Origin of the sequence: Streptosporangium sp. NPDC005286 (assembly GCF_040607515.1) — a bacterium.
Lineage (GTDB): Bacteria > Actinomycetota > Actinomycetes > Streptosporangiales > Streptosporangiaceae > Streptosporangium.
In genome coordinates, this window is sequence record NZ_JBEXGU010000002.1 from 130,513 (window position 1) to 149,629 (window position 19,117).

At 68.3% G+C, this 19,117-nt stretch carries 17 protein-coding genes; 10 read left to right on the forward strand and 7 right to left on the reverse strand.

Annotated elements, in window-relative coordinates:
- Positions 1–110 precede the first annotated feature (110 nt).
- Positions 111–917, forward strand: a complete 807-nt coding sequence (locus ABZU75_RS01835; protein ID WP_355548170.1) for an SDR family NAD(P)-dependent oxidoreductase — start codon at positions 111–113, stop codon at positions 915–917.
- Positions 918–1,010: 93 nt separating this feature from the next.
- Positions 1,011–2,039, forward strand: coding sequence for an acyltransferase family protein (locus ABZU75_RS01840; protein WP_355548173.1), 1,029 nt, complete (start codon positions 1,011–1,013; stop codon positions 2,037–2,039).
- Positions 2,040–2,044: 5 nt separating this feature from the next.
- Here ABZU75_RS01840 and ABZU75_RS01845 read toward each other — a convergent pair whose 3' ends face one another.
- Positions 2,045–4,042 carry an FAD/NAD(P)-binding protein gene (locus ABZU75_RS01845; protein WP_355548176.1) on the reverse strand — a complete coding sequence of 666 codons (1,998 nt, stop codon included), beginning with the start codon at positions 4,040–4,042 and terminating at the stop codon, positions 2,045–2,047.
- A 493-nt stretch (positions 4,043–4,535) separates the two neighbouring features.
- Between ABZU75_RS01845 and ABZU75_RS01850 the strand changes: the two genes are divergently transcribed.
- The 3 genes from ABZU75_RS01850 (at position 4,536) to ABZU75_RS01860 (ending at position 6,684) form a co-directional block, all read left to right on the forward strand.
- Complete coding sequence (locus ABZU75_RS01850; protein WP_030916074.1) at positions 4,536–4,736, forward strand: hypothetical protein; 201 nt, start codon at positions 4,536–4,538, stop codon at positions 4,734–4,736.
- A gap of 32 nt (positions 4,737–4,768) precedes the next feature.
- A complete protein-coding gene (locus tag ABZU75_RS01855; protein ID WP_355548181.1) occupies positions 4,769–6,250 on the forward strand; it encodes an SPFH domain-containing protein in 1,482 nt (493 codons plus the stop codon).
- A 161-nt stretch (positions 6,251–6,411) separates the two neighbouring features.
- On the forward strand, positions 6,412–6,684 hold the full coding sequence (locus tag ABZU75_RS01860; RefSeq protein WP_355548184.1) for a GlsB/YeaQ/YmgE family stress response membrane protein: 273 nt from the start codon (positions 6,412–6,414) through the stop codon (positions 6,682–6,684).
- Between the two features lie 448 nt (positions 6,685–7,132).
- On the opposite strand, the gene ABZU75_RS01865 is transcribed toward ABZU75_RS01860, so the two are convergent.
- The 3 genes from ABZU75_RS01865 to ABZU75_RS01875 form a co-directional block, all read right to left on the reverse strand.
- Positions 7,133–8,158 (reverse strand): leucine-rich repeat domain-containing protein, encoded by a 1,026-nt coding sequence (locus ABZU75_RS01865; protein WP_355548187.1) that lies wholly within the window; start codon positions 8,156–8,158, stop codon positions 7,133–7,135.
- A 255-nt stretch (positions 8,159–8,413) separates the two neighbouring features.
- Complete coding sequence (locus tag ABZU75_RS01870) at positions 8,414–8,653, reverse strand: DUF397 domain-containing protein (protein WP_350923032.1); 240 nt, start codon at positions 8,651–8,653, stop codon at positions 8,414–8,416.
- A complete protein-coding gene (locus ABZU75_RS01875) occupies positions 8,650–9,510 on the reverse strand; it encodes a helix-turn-helix transcriptional regulator (RefSeq protein WP_355548191.1) in 861 nt (286 codons plus the stop codon). The genes ABZU75_RS01870 and ABZU75_RS01875 overlap by 4 nt, the downstream gene beginning before the upstream one ends.
- Before the next feature lie 208 nt (positions 9,511–9,718).
- Here ABZU75_RS01875 and ABZU75_RS01880 point away from each other — a divergent pair, with 208 nt between their 5' ends.
- Together ABZU75_RS01880 and ABZU75_RS01885 are read left to right on the forward strand one after the other, a co-directional pair.
- Positions 9,719–10,006, forward strand: a complete 288-nt coding sequence (locus ABZU75_RS01880) for a hypothetical protein (RefSeq protein WP_355548194.1) — start codon at positions 9,719–9,721, stop codon at positions 10,004–10,006.
- Positions 10,003–10,566, forward strand: a complete 564-nt coding sequence (locus ABZU75_RS01885) for an ATP-binding protein (RefSeq protein ID WP_355548197.1) — start codon at positions 10,003–10,005, stop codon at positions 10,564–10,566. The genes ABZU75_RS01880 and ABZU75_RS01885 overlap by 4 nt, the downstream gene beginning before the upstream one ends.
- Before the next feature lie 652 nt (positions 10,567–11,218).
- On the opposite strand, the gene ABZU75_RS01890 is transcribed toward ABZU75_RS01885, so the two are convergent.
- The 3 genes from ABZU75_RS01890 to ABZU75_RS01900 all read right to left on the reverse strand — a co-directional run bounded on the left by ABZU75_RS01890 (position 11,219) and on the right by ABZU75_RS01900 (position 15,047).
- Positions 11,219–13,276, reverse strand: coding sequence for a glycosyltransferase (locus ABZU75_RS01890; RefSeq protein ID WP_355548200.1), 2,058 nt, complete (start codon positions 13,274–13,276; stop codon positions 11,219–11,221).
- A gap of 63 nt (positions 13,277–13,339) precedes the next feature.
- Positions 13,340–14,509: a UDP-N-acetylglucosamine 2-epimerase (non-hydrolyzing) gene (gene wecB, locus ABZU75_RS01895; RefSeq protein WP_355548202.1), complete on the reverse strand. Its 1,170-nt coding sequence runs from the start codon at positions 14,507–14,509 to the stop codon at positions 13,340–13,342.
- Between the two features lie 49 nt (positions 14,510–14,558).
- Positions 14,559–15,047, reverse strand: coding sequence for a hypothetical protein (locus tag ABZU75_RS01900; RefSeq protein ID WP_355548204.1), 489 nt, complete (start codon positions 15,045–15,047; stop codon positions 14,559–14,561).
- Between ABZU75_RS01900 and ABZU75_RS01905 the strand changes: the two genes are divergently transcribed.
- The 3 genes from ABZU75_RS01905 (at position 15,031) to ABZU75_RS01915 (ending at position 19,084) form a co-directional block, all read left to right on the forward strand.
- A complete protein-coding gene (locus ABZU75_RS01905) occupies positions 15,031–16,581 on the forward strand; it encodes a glycosyltransferase family 4 protein (protein WP_355548207.1) in 1,551 nt (516 codons plus the stop codon). The genes ABZU75_RS01900 and ABZU75_RS01905 overlap by 17 nt on opposite strands.
- Positions 16,582–16,710: 129 nt before the next feature.
- Positions 16,711–17,976: a nucleotide sugar dehydrogenase gene (locus ABZU75_RS01910; protein ID WP_355548210.1), complete on the forward strand. Its 1,266-nt coding sequence runs from the start codon at positions 16,711–16,713 to the stop codon at positions 17,974–17,976.
- 19 nt (positions 17,977–17,995) lie between these two features.
- Positions 17,996–19,084, forward strand: coding sequence for a glycosyltransferase (locus ABZU75_RS01915; RefSeq protein ID WP_355548213.1), 1,089 nt, complete (start codon positions 17,996–17,998; stop codon positions 19,082–19,084).
- The last annotated feature ends 33 nt before the right edge of the window (positions 19,085–19,117 follow it).

Sequence of the window (19,117 nt, forward strand, 5' to 3'; positions counted from 1 at the left end):
CCCAACCTCTGAGCGTGTGGAGGCTCGTGCCGGCTTAGGGGTGGATAGGCCTCCGGAAGATCGCATAGGAGACTAGCACCGAATAGGCTTTCTGCGCAGTGGAGGATCGGATGATTAGTGTGATTACCGGGGCTAGTGCCGGAATTGGTGAGGCAGCGGCGGTAGAGCTTGCGAGGCGCGGGCAGCGTGTTGTTCTGGTCGGCCGTAATCCCGGTAAGACAGCTCGCGTGGCAGAAAGGGTAACGGCGGTCTCGGGAACGGTCCCGGATACGTTCACCTGCGATTACACCTCTTTGGACGACGTGCGCAGGCTGGGGGCCGAGCTGCTCTCCCGTTACGAGCGGATTGACATTCTCGTCAACAACGCGGGTGTCATGACCACCGAGCGCACGCTCACCCGCGACGGCCACGAGACGATGATCCAGGTCAACCACCTTGCCCCCTTCCTGCTGACGAACCTGCTGCTGGAGCGGGTCGGGGAGCGTGTGATCACCACCTCCTCCCGGGCGGGCAAGACCGGGCGCCTCGATCCGTCCGATCTCGACCGCGAGCGGCGGCGCTGGAGCGGCTGGCTCCAGTACGGGGACTCCAAGCAGGCGGGGGCCCTCTTCACGGTGGAGTTGGCCCGGCGCCTCGCGGGCACCGCGGTGACCGCGACCTGCTTCCACCCCGGTGTGATCAGGACCGAGTTCGCCCCGGCCACGCTGATGATGTGGATGGTGAAGAACATCCCCGGGATGGGCCAGACCGTCGAGGAGGGCGCGAGCACCATGGTCCACCTCGCCACCCACCCGGACGGCGCCGCCCACCCGGGCCGCTACTTCGCCAAAAGCGCCCCGGCGGCCGTCCCCAGGAGAATGGCCGACCCCGCGCTGGCCCGCGCGCTCTGGGACGCCAGCGCCGCCGCCGTCGCGTAGCCGCACCCCCGCCGGGCGGGGTCGGCGGGGATTTCCCCGGCTGTCACCGGCTGTTCGCCGGACGTTGGGCGGGTCCGGTTACGGTCCGGGGCTGTGAGTGTCGCAACCCCGCTGCGGGCCGTTCTCCCGCCCGCCGCGGGCAGGGAACCGTTCTTCGACAACGCCAAGTTCCTGGCGATCACCCTGGTCGTCTCGGGCCACCTGATCGAGGACCTGCGAGAAGTGCCGGTCGCGCACGCGGCCTACTTCTACATGTACACGTTCCACATGCCGCTGTTCATCGTGCTCAGCGGCTACCTGTCGCGGAACTTCACCTTCTCCTCCGGCAAGGCGCGCAAGCTGATCAGCACGCTCGCCGTCCCGTACGTGATCTTCGAGCTGCTCTACTCGCTGCCTCGTCTCGTCCTGTACGGCAAGCTCGACATCAGCCTCCTCGACCCGTACTACCTGACCTGGTTCCTGATGTCGCTCTTCCTGTGGCGGCTGTCCACCCCGGTCTGGCAGCAGCTGCGGTGGCCGCTGACGGTCGCGGTCGGGCTGTCGCTGCTGTCCGGGATGAGCAGGCTTCCCGACGAGCTGTCGATGAACCGGACCCTCGGCCTGCTCCCGTTCTACGTGCTCGGGCTGATGCTCCGTCCTGAGCACTTCGAGTGGCTCAGGCGGCGGTGGGTACGGGCCGCGGGGGCGATCGTGCTGGTCGGTGGCGGCGTCCTGGCGCTCGCCACGCACACCCTGGTGAAGACCGAGTGGATCCGGTGGCGGCATGCCAACGACGCGATCGGCGTCGACGACCTCACCGGCAGCCTGATCCGCCTGGGCATGCTGGCCGCCGGGGCACTGCTCGTCGCGGCGTTTCTGGCGGTCACCCCGGCCAGGCGCACCTGGTACTCGGGGCTCGGCGCGGCGACGATGTACGCCTACCTCCTGCACGGCCTGGTGGTGAAGGTCGCCGAGCGGTTCTACGGAGACTGGGCCCAGACCCTGCCGGGGGTGACGGTCGTGGCGCTTCTCGGGGTCGGGCTCGCCGCCCTGCTGTGCACGGAACCGGTGCGGCGCGTCACCCGCTGGGCGGTCGAGCCGAGGATGAGCTGGGCCTTCACCAGGCTGAGAAAGCCCGGCTGATCCCGTCAGCGCTGTAGCTCCGCGACCGCGCGGTAGGCGGCGGTGACGGCCGCGTCGGCGCGGGCGGCGGGCACGGAGTCGGAGTTGGCGATCGCGATCCGGCCGTGCGGCCGGCGGGCGACGGCCGCCGGTGGCTGCCCGTCGGGGTAGAAGTCGAGATCCCACGGGGTGGCGTACTCAGGAGTGTGGCCGTGCCCCCACCGGTTGACCGTGATCGCCTCGATGTCGCGGGCCGCGTCGAAGCCTCCCGGGCCGAGCAACCGGGTGAGCTGGTCGCGGATGCTGTACTCCAGATGCCCGTACGGCGTCTCGATCAGGGCGTACCGACCGGCGATCGAGCCGTGCGCGGGTGACACGCCGGGCGTGACGGGCGTGCTGACCATGTGCACCGCGATCGGCTCGGAGGGTGTCCTCGGGCACCGGTAGCCGCCGACGTCGGCCGGGTCGTCGAGCTCGGCCACGCACCAGCGGGCGCCGGTGAACCTGGCGCGCCTGATCCCGACCTCCTGCCAGGCACGCCAGTCACGGAGCTGGACCGTCGCGTACAGCAGGGGCACCTTGACCGCCCGGTACAGCGCCGCCCGCTGCGCGGGCGGCAGGTCGCCGACCAGGTAGGGGATCATCGAGTTCCAGCAGGCCATGATCACGCTTCCGGCCCGCACGGTCCGCACCCGCTCGCCGTCGAAGTAGCCGACCGTGGCGCCGGTGGCCACTTCGGGCCGGCCGTCGTTGACCGCCGAGACCACCGGGCTGGACAGGCGTATCCGGACCCGGTTGCCCGGCCGGTCGAGCACGCCGTAGTCGAAGCTCGCGGTGGTGATCCCCGCCATGTCGGCGGCCGTGGCGAAGCCGGGGATCATCCGGGCGGCCATCATCCGGACGATCGCCTGGTTGCCCTCGGGGAAGCGGTAGGCGCGCGGCTCGTCCGCGTCCCACTCCTTGATCACGGTCGGGGAGTTGTACCTGGACGGTTTGGAGGCGTCGAGCCCGAGCCCCCGGAACCCGGGGTACCGGTGCTCGTCGGTGCAGGCCCAGGCGTCGATCGCGCCGAAGGCGTCGGAGCCGTAGGCCCACTCGTCACTCGGCATGGTCTGGACGAACTTCAGCACATCCGGGTGGACCCCGCAGACCTCGGCGAGGAAACCCGAGTAGGTGAGCCTGGCCAGCCGCTCCTGTTTCTCCTCGCCGGACAGGCCGGGAAACCAGTCCGGCGGGTCGCCGTACAGCATGAGCAGGTCCTTTCTGGCCTGCTCCGCGACCGGCAGTTCGGCGATCCACCGCGGTGCCCCCTGGCCGGGGGTGAACACGACCAGCCTCTCGGCGGGGAAGGTCTCCCGGTCGCAGAAGACGCTGTCGTGCATCCCCAGGTCCGCGTAGAGCCTCCGCTCCCTGGCGAGCCTCTCGGGGCGGATGTCCAGCTTGGCGAGCAGGTCCTTCCCCTCGGAGGTCCACGCCGCCGGGTTGATGATCGACCGTGACCCGCCGTACGAGACCAGCGGCCCCCTCCTGGTCCTCGGGTGGAACTCGTTGCGCAGGGCGTGCCCGCCGATGTCGTCGTGGTTGTCCAGGATCAGGATCCGCGCGCCGGGGTCGCGCTCCAGCCACCGGTGGGCCGCGCTGAGACCGCTGATCCCCGCGCCCACCACGACCAGGTCATAGCGCTCGCCGGTGGGCTCCGGCGTGCCCGCGTACGGCCAGAAGCGCTGGTCGCGAAGGGCGTGCGGCACGCTCAGCGCCTCCGCGGTGTCGCCGCGCAGCCCGGTGAGTGACGGCGGGTAGGAGGTGTCGGGCGAGAGCTCCAGGTCTTCCGCGCCGGCGAGGCGGGGCACCTCTTCCGCGCCCTCGGCCGGGGAGGCGTTCCATCCGCCGATCCCGGGCAGCGAGCACGCCGCCGCGATCCCCGTGGCCGCGATCATCCCGTCGAAGAAGTCCCGGCGGGAGATGGGCCGGTCCATGCCGAGTTCCAGGGCCTTACGTGGATTGATCTCATCAGGATCGGTCATGGGGCGATCATCACGATGTGAATGGATCGCCGCGGTCGCCGCGCTGCGTTTTCGGGAACTTTTTACCCGTGCCATTAGCGCGCTGTCATGATATCTCCTGCATGAGAGTCATGTCATGGTCGCCGGGAATTGAAAGGAGGAGCGGGCGGCGACGGCACGCCGACTTATCCGGCCCGCGGAAAGGGGTCCGCGCCTGGGGCGTCCTGGTGCGCACCGGGACGCACCGCTCCGCTTGGTTCTCCGCTGCTTCGTGCCTTTTTGCCGCTGACCTCGGATTTCGTGGGACGGGAGGCGGTGCGGGTGAGCGGGGAGCTTGCCGTATGAATTTTCAGGATAAGCCGGAACGTTATGGAAGGTTGGCTCGTTACCTCTATAAAGTGAAGCACGGGGATTAACGGTGGAAGTCCGGACGAGCTCATGCCGCGGTATGGTGCGTGGCGGAGCGAGGCACGCATTCGTTTTTCCCTCTGACGGCTGATCCGGGGAGCATCGCGTGGTCGGTAAAGAGGGCAGGGTCACCGGAAAGATCGGCCCCGGCCTGGTCGGGGAGGTGATGGTGGTGGTTCGGGGTGGTGTCGAGGCGTTCTACGCGCATCCCACGGTTCCCGACGAGGAGATCACCGTCGGTTCGATCGTCGTGATCGTCGACTTCTTCCCGCCGCGCACCGTCTACGTCTCCCGAGCGCTCGGCTGACAGTCCTCTCATCCCCCACCGTGGAGGCCGCGATGCCTACGGAGTACTTCGTCATCGGGGGCGTCGTCCTCGTCGCCCTTCTCGTCATCGTCCTGCTGTTCAAGGCCATCTGGCGGGTGGCCGAACCCAACGAGGCACTGATCATCTCGGGGCTCGGGGCCCGGGGCAGGAGCGAGGAGGCCGACAGCCTCGGATTCAAGATCATCACAGGTAAGGGCACCTCCGTGCTCCCCGGATTCCAAACCGCGCGCCGCCTGCGCCTGGACAGCCGGGCCGCCAACCTCCAGGTCTCCTGCGTCACCCAGCAGGGCATCCCGGTGGTGGTCCGCGGCGTCGTGATCTACAAGGTCGGCGACGACCTGCACTCGATCGCCAACTCCGCCCGCCGCTTCCTGGACCAGCAGGACTCGATGAACGGCGCTATCCACGAGCTGTTCACCGGCCACCTGCGGTCGATCATCGGCAACCTGACGGTCGAGGACCTCATCCTCAACCGCGAGCGGCTGACCGGTGAGACCCGCGCCTCGGCCGCCGACGAGATGATCAAGCTTGGACTGATCGTCGACTCCCTGCAGATCCAGGAGATCGAGGACGAGACGGGCTACATCACCAACCTCGGCAAGCCGCACGCCGCCAGGATCGCCGCCTCGGCACGCATCGCCGAGGCCCAGCGTGACCAGGAGGCCACCGAGGCCGAGCAGGTCGCCGCCGCCAACAAGGCCGCCGCCTGGCGCGACTCCCAGATCAAGCAGGCCGCCTACCAGGCCGAGATCGACGAGGCCCTGGCCAGGTCCCGCCAGGCGGGGCCGCTCTCCGAGGCGTCCGCCCGCCAGGAGGTCGTCGTCCAGGAGACCCGCGCCGCCGAGCTTGAGGCGGCGCTGGCCGAGCAGCGACTCCAGGCCCAGGTCCGCAAGCCCGCCGACGCCAGGGCGTACGAGACGGTGACGGCCTCCCAGGCCGAGCGCGACGCCCGCATCGCCCAGGCTGAGGCCGAGGCCCGCGAGACCGAGCTCCGCGCCGCCGCGCAGGCGTCGCAGGTCAAGCAGGCCGCCGCGGCCGAGGCGGAGTCCGTGCGGCTGCGCGGTCTCGCCGCCGCCGACGCGACCAAGGCCACCGGCCTGGCCGCCGCGGAGGCTTCCAGGGCCCAGGGACTCGCGGAGGCCGAGGCGGCCAAGGCGAGGGGCCTGGCCGAGGCCGACGCGATCCGGGCCCGTTCCGAGGCCCTCGCCGAAAACCAGGAGGCGGTCATCGCCCAGCAACTCGCCGAGAACTGGCCGCAGATCGTCGAGGCGGGGGCGAAGTCCTTCGGCAACGTCGACCACATGGTCGTCCTCAACGGCGCCCAGGGTGTCGAGGAGATGCTCGCCAAGGCTCTCACCCTCGGCGGCACCGGCCTCGGACTTGTCCGCTCCCTGCTGAGCGGCGCCACTCCCGCCACCCCCGGCGCTCCCGCCGTCCCCGCCGGCGACACGGCTGTGGAAACACCGGGAAAGCCCGTCGACCGGGTCTCCTGACACCGGGGCTCCCCGGGCGGTGAGCGCCGGGCCGGAACCCGTATACGACCACTTCAAGACAGGACCGTGACCGACGGCCAGTAATTCGGGTCACTCCGTTATGTGTTGTTCTGCTTTCCCAGGGCATACGCCTGGCAGCTGAGCAGACAGGAGCGTGGAACATGACAGTCACCGGCATCATCACCGCCATCGTCATCGGCGCCATCATCGGTGCCCTGGGTCGGCTCGTCGTGCCCGGCAAGCAGGCCATCCCGATCTGGCTGACCATCGTCATCGGTATCGTCGCCGCCCTCATCGGCACCGCGATCGCCGGAGCGCTCGGAGTCGCCACCACGTCGGGCATCGACTGGATCGAACTCATCATTCAGATCGCCCTGGCCGCCGTCGGCGTCCTCCTGGCGGTGAGCCTGTACGGCAGGCGAGGCGTCCGGTAACCAAGTCAGCCGGGTTCGGGGGCCGGGTTCCCGGAAAAAGCGGGGAACCCGGAGACCAGCGCCCCGGCACCCACGACACCCCCCGGCCCGGAATCCTCCGGGCCGGGGGGTGTCGTCGTGTTCCGTACCAGGGCACCTCCCGTATGCTCAAGGGCTTCGCCGTCGTCATGAGCCCCTGCGGCTGAAACCCCTGGTGCCCTGGTCTCCGGTGCGCGTCGTCAGAAGACCGTTGCTGTGCATCGCATGCCGCCAGGACCCAACGGGTCACATCACGAACAGGTCGCTCGTATGCCGCGGGTTGGCCGACGGGGTCATCAGAGGGGTGAAAACCGTTGTGGTGTCATGCCTCACTCGTCCCCGCCTTCGCGAGCGGCCCCGCGATCATCCCCCGAATACATTTTCAGGTAGAGCCGTGGCCTGGTGGGGCCGGTGGAATCTCCGGAGCACCTCACCACCAACCCCAACGCTCCTCGTAGAAGACACTCAGTAGGGTCCTGGTGCTCTCGCTGAGGGCGGGAAGGTCGCCCAGCCAATCGGGCAGTTCGGTCAGCGGGTTATCGCTCACACTGAGCTCGGTGAGGGCGGTGAGGTTGCCCAGCGAATCGGGCAGAACGGTCAACTGGTTATCCCTCAGGTAGAGGTCGGTGAGGGCGGTGAGGTTGCCCACTGACTCGGGCAGAACAGTCAGCCGGTTACTGCCCACACTGAGGGCGCTGAGAGCGGTGAGGTTGCCCAGCGACTCAGGTAGAGCGGTCAACTGGTTAGCGCCCAGGCAGAGTTCGGTGAGGGCGGTGAGGCTGCCTACCGACTCTGGCAGAGCGGTCAACCGGTTATCGACCAGGTCGAGTTCGATGAGGGCGGTGAGGTTGCCTACCGACTCGGGCAGAACAGTCAGCCGGTTACTGCCCACACTGAGTTCGGTGAGGGCGGTGAGGTTGCCTACCGACTCAGGCAGAGCGGTCAACTGGTTGTCATACAGGTAGAGCCATTCGAGGGCGGTGAGGTTGCCCAGTGACTCAGGCAGAACAGTCAACTGATTACCGTTCAGGTAGAGCCAGTAGAGCTCGGTGAGGTTCCCCACTGAGTCAGGTAGAACGGTCAGTCGGTTGTTATGCAGATAGAGCTCGGTGAGGGCGGTGAGGTTCCCCACTGACTCAGGCAGAGCGGTCAGCTGATTACCGCCCAGGTCGAGGTCGGTGAGGGCGGTGAGGTTGCCTAGCGACTCAGGCAGAACAGTCAACTGGTTACCGCCCAGGGAGAGGTTGGTGAGGGCGGTGAGGTTCCACACTGACTCGGGTAGAGCGGTCAGCCGGTTGTCATACAGGTAGAGGCTGGTCAGATGGGTGAGATCACCGAGCGATTCCGGCACCGTGTCCAGGTCGAGCCCGGACAGGTCCAGCGTGGTCGATCCCTCTCCGAGGCACCTGTCGATCCGCTCGTCAGCGGTCATCGGGTCGTTCCCGGTCTCCGTCAAGATCTCTCTCCTCGTCGTTGCTCGGATGCCCGGTCGCTTCGGGCGCGAGGGTCGAGGATGAGGCTATGGATCGGCGCTGGGAACCTGCTTGGAGGGCGCTGAGGACCGGCTTGTGGATGGGACATCGATGTCGGCGAACGCCAAGCAAACGGTCTCGACCGCGCTCATCAGATCAGAGGTGAAAACGGCGGCGAGGCCGTCATAGGGCACCTGCGTCCCTCACCTCTCAGGAACCTTCCCTGACCTGTCACGCGCTCAGGGACGTGTGTCGAACTCACCGCCCTTGACACCGTCGACGAAGGTTCGCCACCCGTCAGGTGAGAAGACCAACGCTGGCCCCAAGGGGTCCTTGCTGTCACGAACGGCCGCGATGCCGGGGAGGTCGGTGGCGACCTCGACACAGTCGGCGCCGCCGTTGCCACTGAGGCTGCTCTTGCGCCAAACGGCGTGAGACAGGTCGGGGAAGTCTTGCGGCTCACGCTCTTCTACGGTCACGAAGTCATCTCCTCTATGACCGCGCTCATCAGCGCGACGGACTCGTTCGGCGGCAGGGCAGCCGCGCGAATATGGTCGAAAATGAGTCTATATCTGCGTACTTCCTCTGGCTTTTCCAGATACATGGAGCCTGTCAGATACTCGACGTAAGCAACATGAGTTTCGGAAGGCTGAGGGAACTCCAGGAGATGGAAGGGGCCGAGCATGCCAGGGTGGGCGCCTCCGGCGAAGGGCAGTACCTGAAGAGTGACCCCTGTGAGTCGCCGCGCGTCACGGAGGCTGAGAAGTTGCTCACGCATTGTCGCCGGTCCGCCGATGGCGTGCCGTAGAGCCGCTTCGCTCATCACCGCCCACAGCTCCGGTGGGTTCGACCGGGTAAGGAGTTTCTGCCTTACCAGGCGCAGGGCGACAAGCCTGTCGATTTCCCCCTCGGGCGTTCCGGGGTGGTCGGCTTCGATGACGGCGCGCGCGTATGCCTCAGTCTGGAGAAGGCCAGGGATCAGCTGAGGTTGGTAGGTCTGGATTGACGCGGCCTCGGCTTCGAGCCCGATGAAAACTTCAAACCATGGCGGTACCGCGTCTCCGTGGGCGTGCCACCATCCTCGTTTGCTCGCTTCTCGTGCGAGATCAAGTACAGCTTGGGTCTCGTCGTCGGCTGCTTTGTACAGATCGAGGAGTTGAACGAGAACCTTCTGACGGATGGTGACCCTGCCGGTCTCGAAGCGGCTGATCGTCGAATCAGAGCGACCAATATGCTCGCCCGCTTCGATAGCGGACACATCCGCGCGCTCGCGGAGCCGACGGAGTTCCATACCGAGTTGGCGTCGCCGGACAGTAGGGCTCTGACCTTCGGTCACGTGTCCACCTTCATGAGATTTCCGCCGGGTTGACCTATTTCGCGAATCAAACTTTCCGTGAAGTCCTTCTTCATGCATATGCATTTGGGGTTGCATATGGGGCTGCATGGCTGCATGCTCTGAGCATACGGTCAATGACAGTGCGTAAGCATCAACGTCCCTGAAAGTGCGAGCGGGCCAGTTCAACAGACAAGGGGAAGGACGAGCTGTGAAGCCACGTGATCCGCAAGAGCAGTTGATTCACCTGGTGCGGCTGGGGTGGGACCTGCGGGGTCTGGGGGTGAGCACCTCGCTGGTGTTACCCCAGGTGGGGCAGCCAGTGCTGGAGGTCATGTCCGGGGGCGAGACCCGGGTCCGGATCGCCGTCATCCGGCGCGCCTGCGGCTGGATGTTCGTCTGGCGGCCCTGGTGGGCCAGGGCGTGGCGGCCGGGCGAAGGAGTCTGGGCCGGGGCCGACAACGCCGCCGACGTCATCGTCTCGGCGGCGATCGCATGAACGCGTACCCGCAGGCCACCTGCCGCTACGAAAGACAGCGAGCGACCGCGGGACGCTGGGCCGTACTACACCCGCTGGGCCACGCCGAGTTCGCGGGCCTGGCCTGCTCGGTCGCGACGATCCGCACCTGGGCACGAGACCTGCTCAACGGCAGAGTCGCCGACTCCGCCCTCGACGACGTGGTGCTCCTGCTCAGCGAGGTCGTGACGAACTCCGTCGTCCACTCCGACTCCGGCCGCGCCCCCGGAGGATCGCTGACGGTCTGCCTGGGCCTGGGCGGCGGCATGGTGCACGCCGAGGTGATCGACGACGGCTCGGCGACCAGCCTCCCCTTCGTCCGCGCGACCGACTTCGACAGCGACGGCGGACGCGGCCTGCTCCTGGTAGAGGCCATGGCCACCGCCTGGGGCACCCACCACGACCCCGAAGCGGGCACCGCCGTCTGGTTCCACCTCCCAACCAACGAAACCAACGAAACCAACCGAGCCAACGAAACCAACAGAACCGACGGAGCCAACAGAACCGACGGGCCTGACGGACCCGGCTCCTTCTCCAGCTGACCCACCTGACCGAAGCTCCTCTCCCGAGGCGTACCCCTCCCTCCGGTCACCGTGGTGGTTCGAGTCGCGGTGTGCCTGTCCGGCTGGACCCCGGTAGAGGAGTGGAGTGAGGTTCCTTCCGGTCACAGTGGTGGTCCGAGTCGCGGTGTGTCCCATCAGGCGACCACACTCGCCCCCGAGCCAAGCCATGACCGGCGACGGCAAGCCGCAGCAAGCCGACCAGCACCAGCGAATCACGACGGGCCCGATGAACTACAGGAAGCCCCCTGAGCTCCTTCCCGCACCGGTGCTTCAGCTACGGCGATGGCCCCAGAACGCCCCCCGTACGGATTGCTTCAGCGCCGAAGAGCCCGATGGGCGGCCCGCAAGGAAGCGACTACGGCCCGCAGGCCGTACGGCGAGGCAAGGAGTGCGCGGAGGTGGGTGGGTGCTCCGGGCGGCTTATAAGAATCCGCAACCACCGCGCCCGCCAGGCCGAAGGCCTGAACCCACAGACCCGCCACCAACAACGGCCGCCCGGAGCACCCACCCACCGGAGCGCGAACGCGTCCCCGCAAGAGAACGCGTCCCCGCAAGAGAACGCGTCCCCGCAAGAGAACGCGTCCCCGCAAGAGAACACGCCGGACCCCCCCGCGACGCCCCGGCCAGAAAATCAGATCATCACATGCGCGTCCGGATGCCCCACGAAAGAGAACTGCGCGTTACGAGTGAGCTTGATGTCGTCGGCCTGCCAGGTGTGCATGCCCGCGTCCCCGCTGCGCCAGTAGACGAAGTTGAACCGGTCCGCGGAGTAGATCTTGACCCGGTCCTCCTTGAGCCGGCGGACCAGGCGGGTGTCCTCGCCCCGGGTGACGTCCTCGAAGCCGTAGTGCCGGAACATGTCCGCCCTGCCGAGGAAGGTGCCGCCCTGCACCAGGAAGGCGTAGCGGTGCTCCAGCCCCGGCAGGCGCAGCATCGTGGTGTTGCTGCCCTCGAAGTAGGCATAGTGCGCGCCCTTGCCGACCAGCTCGGCGTCGGAGTAGTCGAAGGCGCGGGCCAGGTCCGACAGGTAGTGCTCGCCGTACAGGTTGTCGTCGTCCATCTTGGCGATCAGCTCGCCCTCCGTGGCGGCGATGCCCAGGTTGAGGCAGGCGCCCAGCGACAGTGACGAGTCGGCGGGCAGCACCACGACGTCGGTGATCCCGGCCATCCGCGCCTTGTCGGCCACTACGACGGGGTCGATGTCCAGACCGTGCAGGACCATGACGAGCTGGACGGGGCGGTGGATCTGCTTCGCCACCGAGGAGATCGCGTGCTCGATCTGGGCGGCGCGGTTGGTGGGCAGCACCACCGAGATCGACCGGGTCCGCCGCTCCACCGGCTTGCCGAGGAGCGCCAGGATCTGGTCCACCCGGTGCGAGAACAGGTGCTTGTCGAAGACCTCGCGCATCGCCAGGTGCCCCTGGCGGGCGCGGAGCTCGGGGCTGTTGATCAGGTGCAGGACCTGGTTGTACGACTCCAGCTCGTCACGGGCGATCGGGATCAGCGACCCGAAGGTCTCCTCGATGGCCCGCGACCAGCCCGAGACGATCGACGTCGAGCAGGCCGACAGCTCGAAGACCCGGCGGGCGCACATGGTCGGCGAGTCGAGCACCGAGTTCACGTTGAGGAAGACCTTGTACATCTTGTACGCGGCCAGCATCTGGTCGTACGGGAGCTCGCCCACGATGTGCGGGACGTACTCCTTCGGCCAGGCGTACTTCTCGTCCACGGTCCCGTTGCGCGCGAAGATGTGCAGGCCGAGCTCGCGGATCGGGGCGAGGACGGTCTCCATCTGCTCGCGGCGCTCGGGGTGCTTGTCCCTGAAGTACATGCCGGCGAAGACCACGTCGTTCAGGCGGCCGCGCTTCTCCTGGATCGGGTTGTGCACCCGGGGCTGCGCGGCGAACTGCAGCACGTCGACCCGGTCGTGGCCCAGCACCTCGCGGTAGCGGGGCACCATGTCGCCGTCGCAGGTGAAGACGTAGTCGAACAGCTTGGCCGTGTCGATGAAGAAGTCAAAGTTCGGCGGGTCCTCCTTGTTCCAGAAGACCGTGGGGATCCCCTCGACGCGGCACCAGTCGATCAGGGCGCGCAGCTCGGGCTTGGGGGCGTTCGTCCCGGTCATCTGGTAGCGCCAGCGGCCCTGGTTGCCGTGCCAGGCCGACTCCACGAACAGCAGCTCGGGACGGCGCTCGGCGAAGATCTCCGGCCAGTCGCGGAGCCCGAACTCGATCTGGTCCCACTCGTACTTGAACGCCATCCGGGAGAAGTCGTCCAGGATGACCGCGACCTTCATGTCCGGACGGACGATCGGACCGGCCGGCCACTTGACCTGCGGCACGTCGACCACGGGCCCCTGCTGGTCGAGCTCGGCGACCACCTCGGTCACCGGGCGGGGCGGCTTGGGGCCCTTGCGCGCCTGCATCGCGGAGCGCAGCCTGCCCGGCAGCGCGGTGACCCCCGACCCCTTGGCCGCGGTCAGCGCCTCGGCCACCCGGTACGGGCGCTGCACCTTGGTCGACTCCAGCTTCCACTGCGCGTAGTCGGCCTTCGCCTCGGCGATGGCGAGCCGCCGCTCAAGGTCCCGGACGCGCTCCTCGAAACGCTCGACGACCTTGCGCTCCTCGGGCAGCCAGTTGATCGGCCCAAGACGCTGGAACTTCGGCTCTTCGGGGGTCTCTTCGCTCATGGGGGATCGCCTTTGTCCGGGGTCGTGCCAGGCTACGGCCTACGCCGTACCGAAATAGCCGTTTTAAATGGATTTGGGCGGTACGGCTTGCCCAGCCGGGGAGAGGTTGCCACCGCGCAGCCAGTTCTCGATCACCCGGGCGATCCGGGGACCGGCCTTGCCGTCCCAGAGCGGGGGCAGCTCACCGGAAGGCGTCGCCGCGCCGTTCGCCAGTGCCAGGTCGGCGGCGGCGGGCAACTGCGCGGGGGTGACCAGCCGGTTGGTGCCGTGCGTGATGGTGATCGGCCGCTCGGTGTTGGGCCGCACGGTGAGGCAGGGGACGCCCAGCATGGTCGTCTCCTCCTGCACGCCGCCGGAGTCGGTGACCACCAGGGTCGCGCCCCGCACCAGCGACAGGAAGTCCACGTAGCCCAGCGGATCGACGATGCGCAGGTTCTCGGTGTCCACCAGCCCGGCCTCGGCCAGGCGGGTCCGGCCGCGCGGGTGCAGCGGCACCACGATCGGGAGGCGCTCGCTCACCGAGAGCACCGCCTCGACCAGCTCCTTGGCGGAGGCGGGGTCGTCGACGTTGCCGGGACGGTGCAGGGTGGCCACCCCGTACCGCTCGGGCAGGCCGAGCCGGGAGCGGACCGGGGCCGGGTCGAGGTGGTCCAGCGCCGAGAACAGGCTGTCGATCATCGGGTTGCCGACGAGGTGCACCCGGGCCGGGTCGACACCCTCGGCGGCCAGGTAGGAGAGCGCGTCGGGAGAGGTGGCGAAGAGGATGTCGGACAGCGCGTCGGTGACGACCCGGTTGACCTCCTCCGGCATCTCCCGGTCGAAGGAGCGCAGGCCCGCCTCCACGTGCGCGGTCGGCACATGGAGCTTGGCGCACACCAGGATCGCGGCCAGCGTCGAGTTCACGTCACCGTAGACGACGACCAGCGTCGGCCGCTGCTCAAGCACCACGTCCTCAAGGCCGACGAGCAGCGCCGCCGTCTGGCGGGCGTGCGAGCCGGAACCGACGGCCAGGTTGGCGATCGGCTCGGGGAGGCCGAGGTCGGCGAAGAACACGTCCGACATGAGCGCGTCGTAGTGCTGGCCGGTGTGGATGATGCCCTGCCGCACGCCCAGTTCGGCGAGCGCGCGCACCACCGGAGCGGCCTTCACGAAGTTGGGCCGCGCGCCGAGCACGTGCAGGACAAGGGGATTCTCGGGGCCCTGAGAAGCGCCCGGACCGGCAAAGTCCCTCATTGACCTCGCCTTTCATGCGGCAGTGGGGCAAACCCTGCCTATGGTACGGTCACGGCGTGGTATCCGATGCCAACAGGCCAGACTCCCCCTCGGTTCCCGCGAAGCCCTCGGCTCCCGAGAAGCCCTCGGTGCCGGCGACACCCGCCACATCGGTGACGCCTCCGGCCGCCGAGCCTGACGCGGAGCCGGTGGCGACCTCGGGCACGGCGACGACCCCGGAGACGGGAGCGCCCTCCGAGCCGGAGACGACCTCGGCCGTGGAGATGCCTCCGGCCGTGGAGGTGCCCACGGAGCCCGCCCCGCCGCCGAGTGCGGAGACGCCTCCGGTCGTGGAGACGCTCCCCGGTTCGGACACGCCCCAGGCGTCGGCGACGCTCCCCGCTCCGGCGACGCCTCCGGCCGAGGAGAAGGTCCCCGCGGAGTCGGTGTCACGGGCCCCGGTGTCGGCGAAGTCGGCCAGGGCCGGCCTGCGCGGGCTGATCAGGGGTTTCGTCCAGCATCCGGTGATCGTCTCCCGGGTCGTGGCGACAAAGGTCAAGTCCGACCCGGTACGCGTGGCGCAGGCGGCGGCCGAGACGCTCCCGTCGAGTATCCGTCCCGTCGTGGGCCGGTTCGCCTGGCCCGTCGCGCGCCGTGCCAAGATCGTCGTCCGCAAGCTCGGCATGCGCATGGTGAGGGGCCCGTGGACCGAGGCGAAGGAGCACTTCGACGCCGGCCGGATGAGCGAGGCCGCCGAGGTGCTCCAGGCCCACACCCGCTACCCCTTCATCAAGCGCCGGGCCGCCTACTACGTCGGAGAACTGGCCGCGATCCAGCCGAACCCGATCCCGCCCAAGGCGAAGGTGATCGTGGGTGAGCGGTTCCACGGCCGGGTGCTGCACTGCGTGACCAACGCGCTGCCGTACACGCAGGCCGGATACACGGTTCGCACGCACCGCATCGTCACCTCGCAGAAGGCCGCCGGGCTGGATCCGCACGTCGTGACCAGCTGGGGCTGGCCGATGATGCAGGGCCACGCCGACGCGACGCCGTACGAGGAGATCGACGGGATTCCCTACCACCGGCTGATCCCGAGCGGTGAGGTGCCCTTCGAGAGCCAGGGGCGGATGATCCGGGGCGCCGGAGAGGTCACCGAGCTGGTCAGGACCCTGCGTCCGCAGGTGCTGCACGCCGCGACCGACCACCGGAACGGCTCGGTGGCGCTGGCGGTGCGCGAGCGGACCGGCACGCCGATGGTCTACGAGGTCCGGGGCTTCCTGGAGGAGACCTGGGCCTCCCGCGACCCCAAGCGCATCGGCAGCCAGCGGCACGTGCTCCAGCGCGACCGCGAGGCGTTCATCATGCGCTCCGCCGACGCGGTGGTCACCCTCGCCGAGACCATGGCAGCCGAGATCGTCGAGCGCGGGGTGCCGAGGGAAAAGATCTACCTGGCGCCGAACGCGGTGGACGACTCGCTGCTCAGTGCCGAGTACGACGGTGCGGCGTTCCGTGCCGCCTACGGCATCGAGCCCGGTGACATCGTCATGGGTTCGGTGTCGAGCATCGTGGCCTACGAGGGCTTCGCCACCATGATCAACGCCGCCGCGCTGCTGCGGGACGAGGGCGCGCCGGTCAAGATGCTGCTCGTCGGCGACGGCGTGGAGCGGGCGGCACTGCTGGAGCAGGTCGAGGAACTGGGGCTCGGCGACATCGCGATCATGCCGGGACGGGTCGGCCCCGACGAGGCGCTGCAGGCCCAGTCGGCGATCGACATCTTCGTCTGTCCCCGGGAGGACCTGCGCGTTTGCCGACTTGTTACGCCATTGAAACCGGTCGAGGCGATGGCTCTCGGCAAACCGGTCGTGCTGAGCGACCTGCCCGCCCTGTCGGAGCTCGTGGGCTCCGATGGCGCCGGGCTTCTGGTGCCGGCGGGAGACTCCGAGGCACTGGCCAAGGCGATCGCCGGACTGCGTGACGATCCGGGACGGAGGGCCGAGATGGGTGAGGCTGGACGGGCAGAGGTGGCCGCGAAGCGTACGTGGAGCCGCATCGCGGAGACGTACCGTGATATTTACCGATCGATTGCCGGTTAATGACCTTGTCATGGCACCGGGGATACCTGCCGTTTGTGATGCGTTCAATCGCATTAGGCGTAGCTCGTTCGGACTTGAGATAGCCTTTGCGACCATGAAGTGTTGTTTCCGGCGTTCCAAGGTCATCCAGTGACTGCCTACGACCTGGCCATCATCGGTCTGGGCTACGTCGGCATGCCCCTGGCCAAGGAGGCCACGGCAGCCGGTCTGCGGGTCGTCGGCTTCGAGGTCGACCTCGGCAAGATCGCTGCTCTCAACGCGGGCAGGTCCTACATCGACGACCTGACCGACGCCGACCTTGAGCACATGCTGGCGGGGGGATTCACCGCCACGGGGGACGAGTCCGTTCTGGCCGACAGCCGGACCATCGTCATCTGCGTGCCGACCCCGCTCGACGAGGACCACCGCCCCGACCTGTCCGCGGTCGAGGGCGCCACCGGCACCGTCGCACGTAACCTCCGCGCGGGCTCGCTGGTGGTTCTGGAGTCCACCACCTGGCCCGGCACCACCGACGAGGTCGCCCGTCCCATCCTGGAGGAGGGCTCCGGCCTCACCGCGGGCACCGACTTCCACCTCGCCTTCTCGCCCGAGCGCATCGACCCGGGCAACCCCAAGTACGGCCTGCGCAACACCCCGAAGGTCGTCGGCGGCTACACCTCCGCCTGCAAGGACCGCGCGGTCGGGTTCTACTCCCAGTTCATCGAGCAGGTCGTGCCGGTCAGCGGCACCCGCGAGGCCGAGATGGCCAAGCTCCTGGAGAACACCTACCGCCACGTCAACATCGCCCTCGTCAACGAGATGGCGATCTTCTGCGACGAGCTGGGCGTCGACCTCTGGGAGTCGATCGAGGCCGCCGCCACCAAGCCGTTCGGCTTCCAGAAGTTCCTCCCCGGACCAGGTGTCGGCGGTCACTGCATCCCCGTCGACCCGTCCTACCTCTCCTACACGGTGCGCAAGCTGGGCTACCCGTTCCGCTTCGTCGAGCTGGCTCAGGAGATCAACGAGCGGATGCCGTCGTACGTGGTGGCCCGCGTGCAGCGCCTGCTCAACCGGCACAGGAAGCCGGTCAACGGCTCCAAGGTGCTGTTGCTCGGTGTCACGTACAAGCCCGACATCGCCGACGAGCGCGAGACCCCGGCCCTGCCGGTCGCGCGGGCGCTGCGGGAGCTGGGCGCGGAACTGGTCTTCGCCGACCCGTACGTCAAGGACTGGCGGGTCGACGGGGTTCAGGTGCCGCGCGAGGAAGACCTCGCCAGGGGAGTCATCGAAGCCGACGTGACGTTGTTGCTCCAGCAACACGCCGCCTTCGATCTGTCGATTGTCGAGGACCAAGGCAAGCTCGTGCTCGACACCCGAGGCGTGCTCGCCGAGGGTGAACGCGTCGAGCGGCTCTAGCGACGAAGGGCTGCGCGCAGTGCACGTGCTCGTCATGACCGTGGTGCATCATCCCGAGGACGCCCGGATCCTGCACCGGCAGATCCGCGCGCTCGTGGACGCCGGTCATGAGGTCACGTACGCGGCCCCGTACACGGCGCGGGGCGTCATGGCCCGATCCTGGGTGAACGGCGTCGACCTCCCCCGTGCGGCCGAGCGCAGGCGGCTGTCGGCGGTGCGCGCCGCGCGCAAGGTCTTCAAGCGCATGCGCGGCCAGGTGGACCTGGTGGTCATCCACGACCCGGAGCTGCTGCTCGCGGTGGTGGGGGTGCGCAAGCGGCCCCCGGTGGTCTGGGACGTGCACGAGGACACTCCGGCGACGCTGTCACTGAAGCCCTGGCTGCCGGCGTTCCTCCGCCCGCCGGTGCGCTTCATGGCCCGCCTGCTCGAAGGCACCGCCGAGCGGTACCTGCACCTGCTGCTGGCCGAGACCGCCTACGCCGGACGCTTCCGCCAGGCCCACCTGGTGGTGCCCAACGAGACCTGGGTGCCCGACGAGGTGACGCCGCCGGGCGACGACCGCGTCGTCTACCTCGGCTGGCTGTCGGGGGCACGCGGGGTGCGCGAGGCCATCGAGGTGGCCCGGCTGCTCCAGCCGTACCGGGTGTCGGTCGAGCTGATCGGCTACGCCGATCCGCAGTCGCGGCCGACGCTGAACGAGGCGGTGGCGGAGGGCGTACTGGAGTGGCGCGACTTCATGCCCAACGACGAGGCGCTCAAGCGGCTCGACGGCGCGCTGGCCGGTCTCTCCCTGCTGCACGACGAGCCCAACTACCGGCACTCCATGCCCACGAAGATCGTGGAGTACATGGCCCACGGCATTCCGGTGATCACCACCCCCTCGCCTCGCGCGGTGGAGCTGGTCGAGCGCTACGACAGCGGCATGGTCGTGCCCTGGCAGGATCCCAAGGCCGTGGCCCAGGCCGTGCTCTTCCTCCGCGACGACGTCTCAGCGAGGCGTGCCCAGGGCGCTCGAGGGTATGCGGCGGCCCGTGCGAACCACCACTGGCCCAACTCGGCCCGTCGTTTCGTCGCCCAGCTGGAGGCGTGGGCGGGCGTCAAGAGCTGATTTCCGGTAGGGCAAAGTTCCTTATGTCTGCCA